At 69.7% G+C, this 17,418-nt stretch carries 12 protein-coding genes; 8 read left to right on the forward strand and 4 right to left on the reverse strand.

Annotation, left to right across the window (positions count from 1 at the left end; translation table 11 throughout):
• Window positions 1-182: 182 nt before the first annotated feature.
• Window positions 183-962, reverse strand: a complete 780-nt coding sequence (locus ABTY56_RS26485; protein ID WP_350631672.1) for a very short patch repair endonuclease — start codon at window positions 960-962, stop codon at window positions 183-185.
• A 263-nt stretch (window positions 963-1,225) separates the two neighbouring features.
• Here ABTY56_RS26485 and ABTY56_RS26490 point away from each other — a divergent pair, with 263 nt between their 5' ends.
• The 6 genes from ABTY56_RS26490 (at window position 1,226) to ABTY56_RS26515 (ending at window position 9,690) form a co-directional block, all read left to right on the forward strand.
• Window positions 1,226-2,407, forward strand: coding sequence for a DNA cytosine methyltransferase (locus ABTY56_RS26490; RefSeq protein WP_350631685.1), 1,182 nt, complete (start codon window positions 1,226-1,228; stop codon window positions 2,405-2,407).
• Between the two features lie 132 nt (window positions 2,408-2,539).
• Window positions 2,540-5,128, forward strand: coding sequence for a Z1 domain-containing protein (locus tag ABTY56_RS26495; protein ID WP_350631673.1), 2,589 nt, complete (start codon window positions 2,540-2,542; stop codon window positions 5,126-5,128).
• On the forward strand, window positions 5,125-6,138 hold the full coding sequence (locus tag ABTY56_RS26500; protein ID WP_350631674.1) for a PD-(D/E)XK motif protein: 1,014 nt from the start codon (window positions 5,125-5,127) through the stop codon (window positions 6,136-6,138). Before ABTY56_RS26495 ends, ABTY56_RS26500 begins: the two co-directional genes overlap by 4 nt.
• Entirely contained in the window at window positions 6,135-8,021 is a 1,887-nt protein-coding gene (locus tag ABTY56_RS26505) for a hypothetical protein (RefSeq protein WP_350631675.1), read from the forward strand. Before ABTY56_RS26500 ends, ABTY56_RS26505 begins: the two co-directional genes overlap by 4 nt.
• Before the next feature lie 41 nt (window positions 8,022-8,062).
• The gene (locus ABTY56_RS26510; protein WP_350631676.1) at window positions 8,063-8,920 is read left to right on the forward strand and encodes a hypothetical protein; all 858 of its coding nucleotides are present in this window, start codon (window positions 8,063-8,065) and stop codon (window positions 8,918-8,920) included.
• A complete protein-coding gene (locus tag ABTY56_RS26515) occupies window positions 8,920-9,690 on the forward strand; it encodes a DUF6339 family protein (RefSeq protein WP_350631677.1) in 771 nt (256 codons plus the stop codon). Before ABTY56_RS26510 ends, ABTY56_RS26515 begins: the two co-directional genes overlap by 1 nt.
• Window positions 9,691-10,515: 825 nt before the next feature.
• On the opposite strand, the gene ABTY56_RS26520 is transcribed toward ABTY56_RS26515, so the two are convergent.
• The 3 genes from ABTY56_RS26520 to ABTY56_RS26530 all read right to left on the reverse strand — a co-directional run bounded on the left by ABTY56_RS26520 (window position 10,516) and on the right by ABTY56_RS26530 (window position 13,650).
• The gene (locus ABTY56_RS26520; protein ID WP_350631678.1) at window positions 10,516-11,169 is read right to left on the reverse strand and encodes a hypothetical protein; all 654 of its coding nucleotides are present in this window, start codon (window positions 11,167-11,169) and stop codon (window positions 10,516-10,518) included.
• A gap of 538 nt (window positions 11,170-11,707) precedes the next feature.
• Complete coding sequence (locus tag ABTY56_RS26525; RefSeq protein WP_350631679.1) at window positions 11,708-12,370, reverse strand: LuxR C-terminal-related transcriptional regulator; 663 nt, start codon at window positions 12,368-12,370, stop codon at window positions 11,708-11,710.
• Window positions 12,358-13,650, reverse strand: coding sequence for a sensor histidine kinase (locus tag ABTY56_RS26530; protein ID WP_350631680.1), 1,293 nt, complete (start codon window positions 13,648-13,650; stop codon window positions 12,358-12,360). The genes ABTY56_RS26525 and ABTY56_RS26530 overlap by 13 nt, the downstream gene beginning before the upstream one ends.
• A 332-nt stretch (window positions 13,651-13,982) precedes the next feature.
• On the opposite strand from ABTY56_RS26530, the gene ABTY56_RS26535 reads away from it, so the two are divergent.
• The gene (locus ABTY56_RS26535) at window positions 13,983-14,699 is read left to right on the forward strand and encodes an ABC transporter ATP-binding protein (RefSeq protein WP_350631681.1); all 717 of its coding nucleotides are present in this window, start codon (window positions 13,983-13,985) and stop codon (window positions 14,697-14,699) included.
• Between the two features lie 4 nt (window positions 14,700-14,703).
• A complete protein-coding gene (locus tag ABTY56_RS26540; protein ID WP_350631682.1) occupies window positions 14,704-17,274 on the forward strand; it encodes an FtsX-like permease family protein in 2,571 nt (856 codons plus the stop codon).
• Window positions 17,275-17,418 lie beyond the last annotated feature (144 nt).

Genomic DNA, 17,418 nt, shown 5'->3' on the forward strand with positions numbered 1-17,418 from the left:
GACGACAGCACCGTCGGCCGGGGTTCGGGCTGTGTGCCGATCCTTCAGTCCGTCCCCCGCATGTCACCGCTTGCCGGCGGGACGTGCACGTCCCCCGCACATCCCCACTGCACAGGACTCTAGACCAACGGACCTGACGGGACGGCGGATCCGGGATCAGAGGCCGAACCGAGATCTTCCGATCAGTGAGGGCCTGACCCGTGAGCACGGTGGACCTGTTCGATCACCAGGCGGGCCGCCTCCTCGGCGGGGACGTGTTCCCAGATGCGGACGACAGTCCACCCGTGGTCCTGCAGCAGCCGAACCGTCTCGGCGTCGCGGGCTCTGTTCTTCTCCAGCTTCTCGACCCAGAAGTCCCGGTTCGTCACGGGCACGCTGCGATGCTCCGGGCAGTAGTGCCAGTAGCAGCCGTCCACGAAGACCGCGACCTTGGCCCTCGTGAAGACCACGTCGGCGGTCCGGCGCAGGGTGGGGACCGGCCGCGCGGACACCCGGTACCTGAGCCCGGCGCGATGCAGCAGCGACCGCAGGCGCAGCTCGGGCTTGGTGTCCCTGCCCGTGTTGGAGCGCATGGACGCCCGCGCCCCCAGGGATGAGGCCCACGAGTCCGGGGGGAGGGAGGCCTCGGTGAGCAGTCCGGCCTCCTGGGCCAGGTGCCAGCCCTCGCGCAGGTTGGCGGCTCGCGTGGGGTGATCCACCTCACCCAGGGAAACCGTCTTCGGCCGTCCGTCGGAGGACCACCTCAGGGCCGCCTTGACCCGCCCGGTCCGGGCGGACCTGTTCAGCACGACGCTCGCGGGCCGCAGTCGCCCCTCGCCCACGTCCACCAGACGGTGGTCGTGGCCGCCGGCGGCCCGGTCCTGTTCCTTCGAGCGCTGGGTCGTGCCCAGCCCCGGCTTCGGCCGCCATGAGCGGTCCGTCGAGCCCGGCTTCGACGACTCGCCGGGAGCTGCGACAGCCACCGATGATCCCCTACCCGTCGTGCGTGCGGTACGGAGTCGACGATACGGCCGTGGGCCGACGTCGGGGGTCCCGCCCGTCGGAACGGAGCGGAATCAGGGCCGGCGCGATGCCCGCCCTGCGTAGTAGAGTTTACGTTTGCCCTGTGTGTTGTTCCTAATAGGTCCGGCCGGCTAGAGTGCCCTGTATGGCCGACACCCCCTCCGCGATCAGCGCATTCGACCCGCCTCACAGCGGTAAGACCCCCCAAACCGGGGACTTCCGGGTGATCGATCTCTTCGCGGGTTGTGGAGGCTTGACCAAGGGATTCGTCGACGCCAGGCACCACGGGAAGTCGTTGTACCGCCCCATCGCCGCAGTGGAGCTCGACAAGGCCGCCGCGGCCACCTACGAGGCGAACTTCGGCGCTCACATCCATCAGGGCGACATCGCCGAGTGGGTGAAACGCGCGGCGGGGATCCCCAAGGCCGACGTGGTCCTCGGCGGTCCTCCGTGCCAGGGGTTCTCCAGGCTCGGCAACCAGGACCCCGACGACGAGCGCAACCAGCTGTGGCGCCACTACCTGACCGTCGTCGCCGCCGCCGAACCGAAGTTCTTCGTGATGGAGAACGTCGACGCGTTCCGGCGGTCCCCCGAGTTCGCCCTGCTCGTGAACGAGACCCGCACCGGGGGTCTCCTCGAGGACTACCTCATCCGGCACGAGCTGATCAACGCTGACGATCACGGTGTGCCGCAGCGCAGGAAGCGGACCATTCTCGTCGGGGCGCGAAAGGACCTCATCGTCCCGGGCAGGGGCAAGCGGCTCGACCAGCTGTCGGAGATGGAACTCGTCGCCCTCCTGATCCCCGCACCGACCGTCGGCCGGCCGCGCACCGTCTGGCAGACGATCTCGGAACTCGTCCTGAAGAAGCAGACCCCGCAACTGCCCACGCGGGGGTCGACGGTCAACGGCGTCCCGGGTCCGTACTCCATGGAGGAACTGCACCTCCGGCGAAGCGGCATCACCCAGAAGTCGCTGAAGCGCTACGCCTCCATCCCGGAGGGCGGGAACCGCTTCGACATCCCGTTCGAGCTGCTGTCCGCCTGCTGGAAGAAGCATAAGAGCGGCTCCGCCGACGTCATGGGCCGCATGTTCCGGGACAAGCCCTCCGTGACGATCCGGACCGAGTTCTTCAAGCCGGAGAAGGGTCGGTACCTCCACCCATGGCTTCACCGCCCCATCACCCACCTCGAGGCGGCCCTCCTGCAGAGCTTCCCCATGGACTTCAAGTGGTGCGGCAACCGTGACCAGATCGCCCGCCAGATCGGCAACGCCGTGCCCGTCGGTCTCGCCCGGGCCATCGCGGAGCATCTCGCGCCGCTTCTGGTGGCTCAGGCCGAACAGCTCCCCGCGCCCGCCCCGAAGCGGCGCCGTCGCGCCAAGGAACCGGTCCTCGTCGCCGCCTGACCGTCGGCCGCACTCGACCGCGACATTGGTACGCATGGGAACGATGCTCGCGTTGCTGTACGGTCGTCACGTCGTGGGGTCCGGCCGAACAGGGGTTACGTGCCGGACCGGGTGTGGGGCGGAAGGGGATCCGTGGACGAGTTCGACGCGCAGTACGAGCACTTCCGGGGCTTGATCAAGCTGCACACGCCGGAGCAGGCCCTGGCGATGCTCAAGCTGTTCCGGGTGGACGAGGACATCGTCAAGCGCATCGGCGAGTGCCATCAACGGGAGACCGTTGAGATCCGCGACAAGCGCCAGCCCGGCTCGGTCGTCCGTAACAACCGCGAGACCTGGTACGTCGGCCCCCAGGAGGGTGACCGCTGCTGGCCCGCGTTCCACGACCTGCTCGGGAGGCAGCCGTCCTGGCACGGTGACGGCCTCCGGGACCTCGACGCCGCGTCCACCAAGGTCGTCTCGATGCTCGACCACCCCAAGGAGAAGGAGTTCTCCACTCGCGGCCTCGTCGTGGGCTACGTACAGTCCGGCAAGACCACCAACTTCACCGCCCTGATCGCCAAGGCCGCGGACGCGGGATACAAGTTCTTCATCGTGCTCGCCGGCATCCACAACGGCCTCCGCCGGCAGACCCAGCTGCGGCTCGAACGACAGCTCCTCCAACCGGTGATCGACCAGTGGCACCCCCTCACCGGAGTCGAGGGCGACTTCGAACCGCCCGCCGGCAACCCCGCCGCGTTCTTCACCCACAAGAGCCAGCAACACGTCCTGTGCGTGGTGAAGAAGAACGTCCCTCGGCTCAGGAAGCTCAAGGACTGGCTGGAGAAGGCCCCCGAATACCTGAAGAACTGCCCCACGCTCATCATCGACGACGAGGCGGACCAGGCGAGCATCGCGTCGAAGCGCACCAACCCGCTGATCCGCGAGATCATCGACCTCTTCCCGCGGGGCGGATACGTCGGCTACACCGCCACCCCGTTCGCGAACCTCCTCATCGACCCGACGGCCAAGGACCTCTATCCGCGGGACTTCATCGTCAACCTGCCGAAGCCACGCGGTCACTTCGGCACGGAGGTGCTGTTCGGACGGGAGCCGCTGGACGGGGAGGACCCACAGGACGTACCCGACGGTTACGACATGATCCGAACCGTGCCGGAAGAGGAGGTCGCGCTCGTCCGGCCCGGCCGGGACGAGATCGACGGATTCAGCCCCGAGATCGACGGCTCCCTCCGCACCGCCGTCCTCTACTTCTGGCTCGCCACGGCGGCCCGACGCGTGCGTGGACGGGGCGTCCCTCACTCGACGATGCTCGTCCACACCAGCGTCAGCACCGTGGTCCACCAGAGCTTCGAGGAGCCGCTCAAGCGCTTCAGATCCATGATGACGGACATGATCGCCGCCGAGGAACCGGAACTCCTCGACGAACTGCGCGAGCTGTGGGACACGGAAACGGCCCGGGTGCCCGGGGCGGAGCTCGGCGAGCGGAATGTGCCCTTCGAGGACCTCCTCCCGAAGCTCCCCGGCGTTGTCGACGACTGCCGGATCATCCTCGACAACTCCAAAAGCCTCGAACGTCTCGACTACGAGACCGGCCCGATCGTCGCCATCGCCGTCGGCGGGAACACGCTCTCCCGCGGCCTGACCCTCGAAGGCCTCGCCGTCAGCTACTTCGTCCGAGGCGCCTCCACCTACGACACCCTGCTCCAGATGGGCCGGTGGTTCGGATTCCGCGACGGCTACGCCGACCTCCCCCGCATCTGGATGACCGACGAACTACGGGACTGGTTCCGCCACATCGCCACCGTGGAGTCGGAGATGAGGCGGGACATCGACTCCTACATGATCGAGGACAAGACCCCGCTGACCTTCGCCGTCCGGCTCCGCAACCACCCCGCGCTGCGCATCACCGCCGCAACCAAGATGCGGGACGCGGTCAAGGCCAGCGCCGCCTACGGGGGGCAGCGAGTGCAGACCCGCTACTTCCGCACCGCGGACGCGGAATGGCTGCGAGCCAATCGGAGGGCCGCCGGCGAGCTCGTCGAGCAGGCCCTCCGCGTCGGCGGGGCCCGTCACGAGGACCGTTCGGCCCAGGGCAGGCACCTGCTGCGCGACGTCCCCTACGACATGGTCCTCGACTTCCTCGGCCGCTACCGCTTCCACGAGAAGTCGATGGACTGCGACGCGGATCTGCTCCGTCGATACGTGGAGAGGCGACTCAAGGCGCCGGGCGGTGGGGCGTTGAAGCGGTGGAACGTCGCGATCATCGGCAAGCCGCTCACCGAGGATCCCGACGCGGCCTACGAGTTCGCCCCGGGCGTCGCCGTGGACCGGGTGATCCGTGCGAAGTTGGAGAGCACTCACGACGCCGCCGACATCAAGACCCTCATGAGCCGCCGGGACGCCGGCGTCGACCTCGACCTGAGCGGGTTCGAGGAGATCACCGAGAAGGCCCTGAAGGTGGCCCGCCAGACGCAGTGCCCCGAGACCGCACTGCTGACCCTCTACCCGATCGACCGGATCTCGCCCCCCACGAAGGAACGCCGCGTACCGCTGGACGCCGCCGACCACGTCATCGGGGTCGGTCTCGTCTTCCCCCTGCCCCGCGGCAAGGACAGCGAGGTCGAGTGGTACAGCGCCGATCTCTCCGGCGTCGTCGACGAAGACGAGTTCGACACGATCGACGAGGACGAGCTCGCCCTGCTGATGGAGGACGACGGCAGATGAGCACGCCCGACCTCCGTCTCCTCCTCGACGAACACTGGCGAGGCCTCGACGCGGCCCCGGTCGCGGAAGGACACGTCCTGAGGACGTCCTCCCTTCCGGTGGCGACCGCCCACGGTCCGCTCCTGGCGGCGGTCGACACCGGTGGCATGAGGCACCTGCTGATACCCCTGGCGACCCGACAACGACTCTCCGCGGGTGTCGCCAGCGGAGCGCTTCGGATCTTCGAGCGCCCGCTCGAAGACGATGAGAGCTACGGCCGCTTCGCCGACATAACCTGCACCAACCGCGAACTCGACGACGTGTTCACCGGCCTCTGCCGCGACGTGCTCGTCGCGCTGGCGGCCGACGGCGAGCGGCCCTACCGCACCGCCCGCGCGGTCGTGGAGCACTGGCGTCGGCTGTTCAGCGGCGGCCGGCGACCCCTGACGGACGAACAGGTCATCGGCCTCTTCGGGGAGCTCCTCGTCCTGATCCGCCTGCTGGAACGCGACCCGGAAGCCGTCCGTCACTGGGCGGGCCCCGAAGGCGAGCGACACGACTTCACCGACGGCCGCCTGGCCCTGGAGGTCAAGAGCAGTGCCACGGTCTCCGAACGCAGACTCCTCCAGGTCCACGGACTCGACCAACTCGAACCGCCGGAGGGCGGCGAGCTGTTCATCGCCTGGCAGCGCCTCCAGCCGGATCCACGAGGCCGTACCCTCGACGAACTCGTGGCACACGCCAGGGATCTGTGCGACGACGAGGCCGCGTTCCTGTCCAAGCTCGCCCGCCTCGGCTACCAGCGACCCGACCAGGACCAGGACAGCCAGCGGCTTGCCCCGGTCGAGAGCCGCTGGTACCCCGTCGACGACGGGTTCCCGAGGCTCACCACGGCCTCCATACCGGGCGCGGAGGTACCGGCGGGAGTCTTCGACGTCCGCTACACGGTGGACCTCGTCGGCATTCGGACCGACCGCCTTGACGACGAGGCCGTGAACGACGTCCTCGCCCGGATGGGAGAGTCGACGTGACCACGACACCACGGTGGCTGTCCGAATCCTATGGGCCCGGCGGAGGAGGGGCGGCCGAGGGAATCCTCAGGCACCTCGACGCCACCGAACTCGACCCGCTGACCCTCCTCGTCCGCGAGTCGGCGCAGAACAGCTGGGACGCCCGGACCGGCGATGGACCGGTCGACTACCGCGTCGAACTGCGCAACCTCGGCCCCACCGAAGCGCCGATCTGGCGGGATCTGCTCCTGGAGAACGCCCCCACGACCGAACACCTCGAGCTCCGCGCCTCCCTCGCCCGAGCGGTCGTCCGCGTCCTCACGGTGACGGACACCGGCACCAAGGGACTCGGCGGCCCGACCCGCGCCGACGTCGTCACCGACGGTGACTGCGACTTCGTGTCCTTCGTCCGCAAGACCGGCAGCTCCCAGGACCTCGACAGCCGCGGCGGCACCTACGGCTATGGCAAGGTGGTCTTCCACCTCACCTCCAAGCCGCACACGGTCCTCGTCCACACCCGCTGCCGGATCGGCGACCGCCTGGAGACCCGACTCATCGGCTGGGCCGTCCACGAGAGCTACAGCACCGACACCGTCGAGGGCCCGAAGACCTTCACCGGCCGGCACTACTGGGGACGCGTCCAGGACGGATACGTCGAACCGCTCATCGGCGAGGAGGCCGACGATGTGGCCCGAAGGCTCGGACTGAAGGCACTGCCCGACGGCGAGACCGGCACCAGCGTCGCGGTGATCGAGCCCAGGTTCGGACAGCGGGACGACGCCGAGGCGATGCGCTGGATCGCCGACGCGATCGTCTGGAACCTCTGGCCCAAGATGCTTCCCGAAGGCGGGGACGCGCCGATGCGCTTCTCGATCACCTACGACGGATCCGAGGTCTCCATCCCCAGGCCGTCCGAGGTAGCGCACCTGCGCCCGTTCCTCTGGGCCCACCGAGACATGGACGTTCTCATCGAGCACAAGACGATGAAGCGCCCGCTCGGGCGCTACGGCGTACGCAAGTTCATCGCACCGCCCGGTAAGCCGCCGAAGGTCGCCCAGGAGGCAGGGATAGGCGACCGTTTGCACCACACCTGCCTCATGCGCCCGGTGGACCTGGTGGTGAAGTACCTCGAAGGCCCGCCGTTCTTCGAGGAGCACGGAGGCTACGCCGGGGTGTTCCGGGCCGACGAGGGCATGGACCGCACCTTCGCGCTGTCCGAGCCCGCCAGCCATGACAACTGGATGGTGGACCGCCTGCAGGACCTGGACGAGCGCAAGCTCGCCAAGCACGCCCTGAAGAAGATCGCGGACGAGATGAAGGCCGCCTCCGGGCCCGCCGCAGTGGTCAACAACGCCGGGGACGGAGTCTCCCTGGCCGGCATGAGCAAACTGATGGCGGCGCTTATGGCGGGCGCCCCGGGACACGGCGGCTCCGCGGTCTTCCCGGCGACCGACGGCACACGCTCCCCGGGGCCGGCTGGCCCCGCCCCGAACGCCGGCGCGCCGAATCCCGGGGAAGCCGGGACGGGCGCCCCTGGCCGCCCCGCGGCACACGGCCGACGCGGCGCCAGGCTGCGCTACCTGGACGACCCCTTCCACGATACCGTGGACGGCCGCGCCGTCCTCGTGCAGAGATTCGAGTTGGTCGACGCCGGAGAGCAGATCGTCCGAACCCGACTCGCGGTGGCGCTGAACGACGCCTCCGGACGAGAGGGCGAGCCACCCCGGGGCGCGTCCGTGCCGGCCGTGCTCGGGTGGCGAACGGACGCCGGAGAACTCCACAGGACCGACGAACTCCGCACAGACGGAGGCGACGGGCGTGTCTGGTCGCTGATCGTCACGCCGGCACCCGACACCGTGACCGAGATCGTCATGGCCTCGGAGCGGACCGGCGGTGACTTGTGAGCCGCCGCGCCTACCCCTACCGACGCCCGCGCCCGCACACGGTGACCACCGACGGATGGCTCCTCAAACAGGAGGACGGCCAGGGAATCCCGCTTCCCCCCTCGGTGGTCGACTGGGACTACCAGCGCGACCTCGAGCTGGAATGCACCGTCGAGGTCGACCTCGACGCGGCCCGCGAGAGCGCGGCGCTCCCGGCGGACGCCGAACTCGCCCTCACCACCGTCTGGAACTCCTCCGGTTCCGGCCTGCGCATGCTCGCCGCCGAGGAACGACTGACCGGCGGCGGGAGCAGATCGGTCCACCTGGCCTTCACGGTCCTGGGACGGGACAGCGGTGGTGTGCTGTCGATCGACACCCAGGTCGTCCTCGCCAGGCACCTCGACAACCCCGACCCGACCGGCCCCCGACGCGCCGGGTCCATCCTCTGGCAACACCACGCCCAGGTCCGCCTCCAGGGCGACGCCTCGCAGTTCCCGATGGCCGTCGTTGACTTCGCCGAGGCCGGTTACCCGGAGGACGCCCCCTGGTACCTGGACATCGGGCCCAATCTCGACGCCGCCACCATGGGAGCGGTCCTGCTCCTCGTCAACAGCCGTACCACCCTCGTCCTCGACGCTATGCGGAAGGCAGAGAAGGCCACCCACGCCGAAAGGCTGATCCAGTCGGCACTCCGCCAGGACGTCGTACGGCTCATGATCGAGCACGCAGTCGGCAACGAAGACCTCGACGACGCATCGACCTTCGAGCCGGACACCCTCGGCCACATGCTCCTCGGCGCGGTCCGCACCCACCTACCTGACATGACGCTGGCCTCGCTGCGACTCATGCGCCGCAGCGACCCGTCGTACTTCTCCGCCCGCGTGCAGAGCGCCGTCGGCCTCTTCGCTAAGGAAACGTGATGGCGTATCTGTTCCCACGCCTGCTCGGCGGAGCCGCCAAGGACCTGAGGGCGTCGTACCTCGGCAAGTCGCCCGACGAACTGAGCGCCGACGCCGCACAGTCGCATCTCGCCATGTTCTACGCGGCGACCGGTGGCGTGCGGCTCCCTCCGGAGCGGCTGCTGAGGCTACGGGGCGCCATCGTCGAAGCGGCCCGCGAGAGAGGATTCCCGGCGCCGCACAACCGGAAGCAGGCCAGCGGCTTCGACATCGCCGTGGCCGAGATACTCCATCGGGACTCCGGGATCATCCCCGCCGAGGCCGTCGCCGGCGACCTCTGGGCCTTTCTCTCCCTCGTGGTCATGCCCGACGTGGCCGCCTGGCGATACACCGACTTCCACCACGACCGGGTCCTCGGCACAGACGTCACCCGTCACGTCTTCGGCCGGCTCTGGTGGCGAGCCCATCTCGTCCACGACCGGGACGCCGAACCCGAGGACCTCTACGCCGCCCTCTCCGTCCTCGGCGAGTCAGCCTTCGACCAGATCTACGCCCGTCGAACCTCCATCGGCGGCAGCCCCCACATCGTGCGCGGCATCCTCAGGGTCTGGCAGAAGGTCGACATCCCCCTGGAGACGGTGACCGAACGGGACTTCCTCCGAGACCTCCTGAAACGGATCCTCAGGCTTCAGGCCTTCATATCCTTCGACTCGCTGTCGGCCGAGGACCTCGACGGAGAGCTTCAGGCGCTCGTCGACGAGTCACTCCGACGCTTCACAGGCCGAGGGTGAGGGGAGCTCCTGGGCGGTCGCGGCCGGGGCGCCTCAACACCCCCGCGCCGCCACCATCGTCCTGCTACCTACGCGGGACCTGCGGCGCCCTCCGCCCTCAATCCTGAGGCTAAGCCCGTGGCGGGAGTGAGCCCGGAAGATCACCATCCGTAGCCAGTGGGTAAGCGGCCGTGATCCGCCCGCAAGAGCCGGACCGGCGAGCTGGCCGGCGCCGTCGATGCACCGGCTGTCAGGATCGCACGGTGGTGTTTGCTGAAGGGCCGACAGATCTCGGTCACCGGCAGTAGCTGTGGCGGGGTGGTCAGTCTGGGGACCATTTTGGGACCACGCGGGATGAGCGCTCATGAACGCTGATGGGCGAAAACGGGCGCTTGTGCGCAAAGTAAACATTGGCGAACTGTCAGCTCGCCGCTGCGCCGCGCTCGTTCAAAAGCCGCCAACTCTCAGGCGCCTCATGGTGGTTGAGCAACAAAAGAAGCCGAGGCCTTGAGGTCCCGGCTGCCGACAATAGTTGGACCCCTTGACTGGGGGTCAAGGGGTCGCAGGTTCAAATCCTGTCGTCCCGACAGTGATGTCGGAGCCCCGCTGACTGGACGAATGTCCAGGCCAGCGGGGCTTTTGCCGTTTCTATAGCCGGTTCAGCGGACGCGCGGCAGGTGACGGCAGGGGGAGTCCGGCGGGGCCAGTTCGGGACCAGGGGCCTACGGGGCCGCTCCGGTGCCGCGCTCGATGCCTCGTCGGCCCGTTCGGTGGCCCGTTGGTCGGGGTGTAGTGGTGGAGTCGGGTATTGGAACCGTCCGAATGCCTCGCCTTGCGCTGGTTGGATCACGAGTTCCATTCGTCGCAGTACTCGATGTGGATCTCGCGTGCGTCGCCGAGGATGCCGTCGTTGGAGTGGAGCTCCGTGCAGAAGTGCGGGTGGTTCGGGTGGATGGGGACGTAGCCGGGCCCGTTGCGGGCGACGTCGAGGAAGTGCCGGGCGGTCTCCCGGAAGACCTTGGCGCTGCCGGTCATGAACAGGGTTTCGGCGTGGAGATGCTGGTGGAACAGGTCCCGGTTCTCCCGGTAGTGCCGTGCCTCGTAGTCGATGACGATATCGCCTTCGAGTTCCGAGTCGGGCATCGTCACGGTCTGCGGACGGCCCGGGCCGAGGCGTCTGCGGAGCTCTTTCCAGCGTGCCGGCGCGAACTGCAGCGAGTGATGTAGCAGTACGAGGTCGAGCCGGCGTGTCGCGTCGTCCGGCAGTTCGCGGGAGGGGGGCTGGTTGCGGCGCATCGGCAGGTGGATCAGCGCGTGCGGTGACGTGGCGGCGAGTACCCACAGGCCGCCGATCAGGCGTGCGGTGTCCTCGTCAAGGTGGGCGTCCAGGTGCCGGTCGCGATCGATGAGCACCGCGTGGGGCAGTGGTCGGCCAGGGCGGATGACCTTGAACTCTGTTGCGCCGAGGCGGGCGTGGTGGATGATGACGGGCAGTCTCACTGGTTCTCCGGGACACGTTGGCTGACGTCGGCAGCGTAGGCGCCCCATTCTCCGGCGGCGGCGGACCTTCAGGGTGAATCCGTCCGGGCGAGAACGGCATGGCTGCGGCGAACCGTGACCTGGCGGAGGGCCGGTCCAGCGACGGGTGCGGGGCAGCGTACACATTCTTCGATGCGGGATGGGTGCGAGGAGTTCATCGCCTGAGCGGCGCACCGGCGGGAGGCGCTACGCCAGGCTGAGCGTCACGTTGATGCAGACGCCCACCACGATGATGGCCAACAACACCCAGGGCCACAGCGGACGTTCTTTTCGGGGCTGCCATCCGGACATCGCAATTCCTGTTCGCCGTGTGGGGTGGAAGGAGAGGGTGTGGCGGGTCGGTCTCCCGCTGCACAGCGAGGCTATGTCCCGAGCGGCGGTGCCCACAGTCAGGTTCCCTGCCGTCCTGGGGTGCAGTTCTCTGCACCTCAGGACGGGGGGCGGCCGGGGCGCTGCCGGAGTTCTCCGGGGCGGTGGCCACGGAGATGCTGACGGAATCTCAGTTCGTTTGGGTGTCGATCGAGTTGAGGTAGGTGAGGACGGCGCGCACCCGCCGGTGGCCGCCGTCCGTGGTCGGTAGGCCGAGCTTGGTGAAGATGTTCCCGATGTGCTTGTTCACCGAGGTCTCGGCGATGAACAGCAGCTTCCCGATGGTGCCGTTGCCGTGCCCCTCCGCCATCAGGGAGAGCACCTCCCGCTCGCGCGAACTGAGCGCGTCGAGCGGGTCGTTGCGCACCCTGCGCACCATCAGCTGGGAGATCACCTCGGGGTCCATGGCGACCCCGCCGGCGGCGACCCGGTCCAGCGCCTCCAGGAACTCCTCCACCCGTCCCACGCGGTCCTTGAGGAGGTACCCCACGCCGGAGGCGCCGTGGGCCAACAGCTGGGCGGCGTAGGCGTGCTCGACGTACTGGGACAGCACCAGGACCGGCAGGTCCGGCAGCTTCTCCCGGGCGGTGACGGCGCCGCGCAGCCCTTCGTCCCGGTAGGTCGGAGGCAGCCGTACGTCCAGGACGGCGATGTCCGGGCGGTGTCCGAGGAGCGTGGGCAGCAGGTCGTCGCCGTGCTCCACCGTCGCGCAGACCTCATGGCCCACACCGGTCAGCAACAGCGACAGGCCCTCCCGCAGCAGGGCGTTGTCCTCGGCGATCACGATCCGCACGGAAGCTCCACTCGAAGTTCTGTCGGTCCTCCGGGCGGGCTGTGCAGCTCGGTGACGCCGTCGAAGGCCGCGACGCGGCGCTTGATGCCGCGGATGCCGCTGCCGGAGCCGGTCGTCGCCCCGCCCCGCCCGTCGTCCCAGACGGAGATGTGAATCCTGCTCTCGGTGGTCCGCAGCCGCACCTGGCTGCTCTCGGCCCCACTGTGTTTGGCGACGTTGGTCAGCGCCTCGGAGATGACGAAGTACGCCGCGGCCTCGACCGCGGCGGGCGCCCGCGCCCCTCTGGGCTCGCAATCGAGATCCAGCCTGGTGGGGATCTGGCAGGAAGCCACCAGCGAGCGGGCCGCCTCGGCCAGGCCGTGGTCGATCAGCACCGGCGGATAGATGGAGCGCACGGCGACGCGGAGCGATTGCACGGCCTGATCGGTCAGGTCGCGTGCCTGGTCGATCATTTCGGGCAGCTTCTCCGGGTTGTTCTTGAGGATCTGTTTCATCAGGCCCAGCCGTAGCGAGACCGACACCAGCCCGGCCTGCGCTCCGTCGTGCAAGTCGCGCTCGATGCGCCGGAGTTCGGCCGCGTGTGCTTCCAGGGCCTCGGCCCGGGTGATCGTCAGTTCCTCGACGCGCTTGGCGAGGGAGGTCCGGCGCCTGCGTGGCTTGAGCAGCGCCCGGGTCATCAGGGCGTGCAGCTGGGCGCACCAGGGCAGCATGACGCAGGCGAGCGTGCCGTAGACGAGACCGGCGAAGCCGGCCCCCAGCGCCGCCCCCCAGGAGTCGATGTCCCAGACGATCAGCTGCGCCGGCTCGGGCAGTACCTGCCACCACAGCGGAATGGTCAGCCAGCTGACCGATCCCACGCACAGCCCGATGGCCAGGGCGGCGCCGAGCGTGCCGAGCAGGGCGTGCGCCGGCAGCCACAGCAAGTCGGTGTAGGTGGCCTTGTCGGTGAGCATCACCTGGGCCCGGACCAGGATCTTTCCCTCGGCCTCGCGGTAGGAGGCCGGTATGTCGCAGCCCAGCCACTGCCCCGCACGACGGCGGTGGGCGTCGGCCACCTTCCGGAGCCGGGCGAGTGAGAGCGGTACCAGGCTGAGCCCGGGGCCCACGAGGCTCAGTGCGAACACCATGATCAGGGCGTACAGGCCGATGAACGCGGCGATCGCGCTGCCGCCGACGACCATGAGGTAGTGCAGGGCCCGGCCGAAACGTCGGAAGAACTCCTGCCGGGTGGCCGCCCGGGGCAGCCCGCGGCGAAGCGGCCGCCGGGGATCGCCGTCCATCTCCGCTCAGCCCCCCAAGCACCCGTTTTCCCAGACGCTATCACCACGGGGTGATCACCGGACGTGACCGCGACGCGGGCAGAGGTGCAGTCAGCTGCACCTACGAACTCCAGCAAACGCCGTGGTTCCCGCAGGATCCGGACGCCTAGCGTCGATCGCGTCATGTCGTCGGAGGTCCGGAAGGGAGACGCGCGGTGGTGCACGGCGAGGTCACGAGGCGGCAGTCCGAGGGCGCGGCCCCGGGGGCCGCGGCCGACGACGGTTCCGGTCAGCCGGGTCAGCCGGGTCAGTCGGGTGGGCCGGGTCAGCCGGGCCACCAGGGCCGTTGGGCGGTGGAGTTGCGGTCGGTCAGCAAGACGTACGGTCAGGGAGCCGCGGAGGTCTCCGCACTGCACGAACTCACCGTCGACTTCGAGCGGGGGTCGTTCACCGCGGTCATGGGCCCGTCGGGGGCCGGCAAGAGCACCTTCCTGCACTGCGCGGCGGGGCTGGACCGGCCGACCTCCGGATCGGTGTGGCTGGGCGGCACGGATCTGGCGACGCTGGACGAGGCGCAGCTGACCATGCTGCGCCGGGAACGGGTCGGCTTCATCTTCCAGGCGTACAACCTGCTGGGCTCCCTGACGGTGGCGGAGAACATCACGCTGCCGCTGCTGCTGGCCGGTCGTTCGGCCGACCCCGGCCGGCTGGAGCACGTGGCCCGGCGGGTGGGACTGTCCGACCGGCTGCGTAACCGGCCGGCGCAACTGTCCGGAGGCCAGCAGCAGCGGGTGGCGGTCGCCCGGGCGCTGATCACCAAGCCCGAGGTGATCTTCGCCGACGAGCCGACCGGCGCGCTCGACAGCCGGACGGGGCGACAGGTGCTCGCCCTGCTGCGGGAGATCGTGGACCGGGACGGAAACACCGTCGTCATGGTGACCCACGACCCGGTCGCCGCCTCCTTCGCGCAGCGCGTGGTGTTCCTGGCGGACGGCACCTTCGCCGAGGTGATGGAGGCCCCGACCGCCGCGCGGGTGGCCGCCCGGATGACCCGCCTCGAGGAGTGGTGAGCCGGTGGAGTTCAAACTCGTCCTCATGACGCTGCGGGAACGCAAGGCGGGGCTGGTCGGCGCGTTCGTGGCCCTGCTCGGGGCGTCGATGCTGATCACCGCGTTCGGTGTCCTGCTGCAGTCTGGCCTCGGCTCGGGGGTCGCCACCCAGCGCTATGCCGGGGCCCCGGTCGTGGTCGGCGGCAAGCAGTCGTTCAAGGTCACCGACGGCAAGACCAAGCAGAAGTCGCTGTCCCAGCCCGCCCCGTTGAACAGTGACCTGACCGACCGGGTGGCGTCGGTCGAGGGCGTACAGCGGGCGGTGCCGGACGTCGGCTTCCCGGCCCGGGTGGTGGACGGGGACGGTGGGCTGGACGACGGCGGCGGCGAGCAGCCCTCGACCGGCCACGGTTGGTCCGGTTCCGTTCTGGGGCCCTTCGCGCTGGAGCAGGGCCGGGCACCCGAGCGGGCCGGAGAGGTGGTCCTGGACGCGGAACTGGCCAAACGCGTGAAGGTGTCGTCCGGGCAGCGGGTGCGGCTGGCGACCACGCGGGAGGCACGCGAGTACACGGTCACCGGGGTGGCCTCGTTGAAGGGCGCGGCCGGGCCGCTGCGTTCGGCGGCGGTCTTCTTCAGTGACGCCGAGGCCACGACGCTCTACGGCCACCCGGGCCGGATCGACGCGGTGGGGGTGCTGCCCACCCCCGGCACCGACCTGGACAAGCTGGCGGACCGGATCGACAGGAAGCTGGCCGGATCCGGTGCCGAGACCTACCTGGGCGAGGACCGCAGCCAGGTGGAGTTCCTCGACGTGGCCTCGGCCCGGTCAGACCTGGTCGAACTGGCGGGCTCGCTCGGTGCGACGGTCGTGCTGATCGCGATGATCGTGGTGGCCGGCACCCTCGCCCTCAACGTGCACCAACGCCGCCGTGAGCTGGCGTTGCTGCGGGCCGTCGCGGCCACCCCGCGCCAGGTGTACAAGATGATGGCGGCCGAGGTTCTGATCGTGTCGCTGGTGGCGTCGGTGATCGGGTGCCTGCCGGGTGTCCTGGTGGCCGAGGTCCTGATGAGCGCGTTGAGTCTGACCGGCACGGTGCCCGACGACTTCGCGTTCTCCTACGGCCCGGTCCCGATGCTCGTCGCCGTCGCCGCGTCGGTGACCGCCGCCGAGGTGGCCGCGATCGGTGTCGCCCGCAAGGCGGTGGCGATCCGGCCGGTGGAGGCCATGGGCGACGCCCAGATCGAGCACGCGAAGCTGGGGCGCGGCCGCGCCTTCTTCGGCGTGCTGCTGTTCCTGGTCGGCGTCGCGGCCTCGCTGCTGCCGCTGTTCTCCGGCAGCGTCTTCGCGGTCGTCGGCGCGGGCACCGGCGGGCTCGTCATGATCATCGCGGTCCTGATGCTGGCTCCGCCCGTGGTGAGCCTGGCCGGCCGGCTGATGGCCGGGCCGGTCCGCAGGCGCACCGGCCCGCACGGCCGTCTCGCGGTGGCCAACACCCGGGCCAATGCCCGCCGGCTGGCGGCCGGCATCGGGCCGCTGACACTGGCGATCGGATTCTCCCTGGTGCAGCTGTGCATTCCGACGACGACCGCGGCGGCGGCCCAGGACCAGGCCGAGGCGGGCATCGTGGCCGACTTCACGCTGCAGGGCGGGCCCGGCGGGCCGCCGCTGGGCGTGGTCAAGGACGCCGCGTCGGTGCCGGGGGTGGCCGCGGCCACGGGGGTGGTGCGGGTCCAGCTGCACGGCTCCCGGAAGGTGCTGGACTCGCCGGAGATCTTCAAGTACCAGGCCCAGGGCGTCACTCCCGACGGCATGGGCCAGACCATGGACCTGGGCGTCACCGAGGGCGACCTGGCGAACCTGCGCGGCGACGTCGTGGCCATCAGCGGCGGCGCGGCCGCCACCCTCGGCGCGCACGTGGGCGGCCACGTCAGGCTGAACCTCCCGGACGGCGCCGAGATCAGGCCCACGGTGGTCGCGGTCTACGACCGGGGCCTGGGCTTCGGCGATGTGACACTGCCGCAGGAGACCGTGCTGGCGCACAGCTCCCGCCAGGTGGAGGACGCGGTGTTCGTCAAGGCCGCCGCGGGCGCGGACAAGGGACGGATCGCCGTGGCGCTGCGCGGCCTGGCCGACCGGTACCCGGGCCTCAAGGTGCTCGACAAGGGCGGCCTGTCGGCCGCGCAGCAGGAGCAGGCCGCGTCCTCGGTGCTGACCAGCGCGCTGCCGCTCGCGCTGGTCTTCGGCTACCTCGCCATTTCGGTGGCCAACACGCTGGTGCTGGCGACCCTGGGCCGGGTGCGGGAGTTCTCGCTGCTGCGGCTGGTCGGGGCGTCGAGGGACCAAGTGGTGCGGATGATGCGGGTCGAGGCCGGGATGGTGGTGGCCATCGCGGTGGCGGTGGGCACCGTGGTCCCGCTGCTGCCACTGGCCACCGTGAGTCTGGGGCTGACCGGGTCGCCGGTGCCGCACTTCCCGGTGCTGATGTACGTGGGGATCGTCGCCGTGACCGCGCTCATCGGGCTGAGCGCGATCCTGGTGCCCACCCGGTTCGCCCTGCGTACCCGCTCGGTGGAGGGCATCGGGCTGCGCGAATAGCCGTCCGTCGAAACAGCTCCGACACCGACACCGACACCGACACCGAGGCGAGCCCGCCGTCCGCCGTCCGCTCGCGCGAGCGGACGGCGGACCGGTAGAGCAAACGTCATAAAGACCGTCCCTCCAGCGACGAACGGGTATGGC

Source organism: Kitasatospora sp. NPDC097691, from assembly GCF_040302665.1.
In the GTDB taxonomy this organism is placed as follows: domain Bacteria; phylum Actinomycetota; class Actinomycetes; order Streptomycetales; family Streptomycetaceae; genus Kitasatospora.

Bases quoted from the DNA above. Each gene is read 5' to 3' on its own strand.
- ABTY56_RS26500 (WP_350631674.1), top strand. From the start codon at position 5,125: ATGAGCACGCCCGACCTCCGTCTCCTCCTCGACGAACACTGGCGAGGC.
- ABTY56_RS26515 (WP_350631677.1), top strand. From the start codon at position 8,920: ATGGCGTATCTGTTCCCACGCCTGCTCGGCGGAGCCGCCAAGGACCTG.
- ABTY56_RS26530 (WP_350631680.1), bottom strand. From the start codon at position 13,650: ATGGACGGCGATCCCCGGCGGCCGCTTCGCCGCGGGCTGCCCCGGGCG.